The 1,485-nt window shown below is 43.8% G+C and carries 1 protein-coding gene; it reads right to left on the reverse strand.

Annotated elements, in window-relative coordinates:
- Nucleotides 1–88: 88 nt before the first annotated feature.
- A complete protein-coding gene (locus PV403_RS24750) occupies nt 89–1,354 on the reverse strand; it encodes an IS110 family transposase (protein ID WP_332086285.1) in 1,266 nt (421 codons plus the stop codon).
- Nucleotides 1,355–1,485: the final 131 nt, after the last annotated feature.

Genomic DNA, 1,485 nt, shown 5'->3' on the forward strand with positions numbered 1-1,485 from the left:
ACGGGTCCGAGCCCTTTTGTTTAATGTCTCCCGATACTCCGTGCTATGTTATCCTGCGAATGCATGAACCGGCGAGGATCAATTAGCTTTATGCTGCTTGTAGGAAAATTCTAGTCGAGTCGTAAGTATTGCCGTTTTTAGCAAGAGAGACAAGCATACGTGAAACTTTCCCAATTAATTTCATAATTGATTTCATCTTCTTTATCTTCTTATCCTTCACGTTGTAGTGGTGCAGTGCCCGAACTTCCGAGTTTTTCATCACCATACACATCGTCACGAGATAGAGGAAATGGCGCAAACGAGGACGACCACGTTTGCTAAGTACCATTTTTCCTCGCCACTTTCCAGAACTTGCTTCAGCTAGGTTTAAGCCGGCGTGACGTAGTAAAGCATTTCCGTGTGCATAACCGCTTAGATCGCCAGCCTCACCAAGAATGCCGGCTAAGCTGGTTGCATTTACACCTGGGATTTCGAGCAGTTTTTGAGCATAAGGAATACGCCCCAGTATAATGTGGAGTTCCTGCTCAATCTGTTCAAGTTGTCGCTGAGCTAAGTCATACTCTTCTAAGAGTTGTTCTAGATGAAGTTTGTAGGCGTGAAGTGCGTGCGTGGTACCCACACTGCATTTTGCAAGTGCAATAAGTTGCTCTGCACGTTTGACGCCAGCATGACGTTTCAGGTATTGCTTCCAACCAGCAAGAACTTGTTCAGTGGATAACCGGCTAATTTCCTTGGGTAATGGGAAAAGTCGGAGTGTAGCGATGGCACTGGTGCAAGTAAGAATCTTAAATACCTGACGCAGTTCAGGGAAGACAATATCTACCCAGCGATGAATTTGATTTACCGCACTGTTGAGACGTTTGGTCACCGTTTCTCGGTTTGCCATAAGAATGCGAAGTTCTTCGTAAGATTCTGCAAGAAACCGAACGGGAGAGTAGTATCCATTTTTCATCATATCTGCGATGACCAGCGCGTCTTTATGATCGCTTTTCGATGGAGTATTGTCCCGATTTTCTTTGTTCCTTTTAACAAGATGAGGATTCACAAGTACAGTCTCAATACCTTGTGAATCCAGCCAGCGAGCCAGGCTAAGCCAGTAATGACCCGTAGGCTCCATACCAACAATGACTTTCTGAAGCTTGTAGGATTTCAATAAATCTTGGATCCAGCGTTTGAGAAAGTTGAATCCTTCTAAATGATTGCCGAATTTTAGGGGTGTGCCAAGTGCAATTCCTCGAAAGCTCACAGCCCGGGCAACATGGACTTCCTGAGCAATATCTACACCAACAACTAGATGATGAAAGGTAATGTTTTCAATGAGTTGATTTTGTTTTTCTTGTGCTTTAAACTTCATGTTAGAGCGACCTCCTAGATGGGCTTTTTGAGGCAATGACCTCGTGCGTAACCCCATCTTACTGAGGTGCTCTTTTTTATTCAAACTCCAAATTTTTCGTTTTACAGGAATTCTAACGGAAAAACGATAGT

The organism is Paenibacillus sp. GYB006, assembly GCF_036577645.1.
In the GTDB taxonomy this organism is placed as follows: Bacteria; Bacillota; Bacilli; order Paenibacillales; family Paenibacillaceae; genus Paenibacillus.

What these genes read in the sequence shown, in the direction of transcription:
- PV403_RS24750 (WP_332086285.1), bottom strand. Translation starts at nt 1,354, where the DNA reads ATGAAGTTTAAAGCACAAGAAAAACAAAATCAACTCATTGAAAACATT.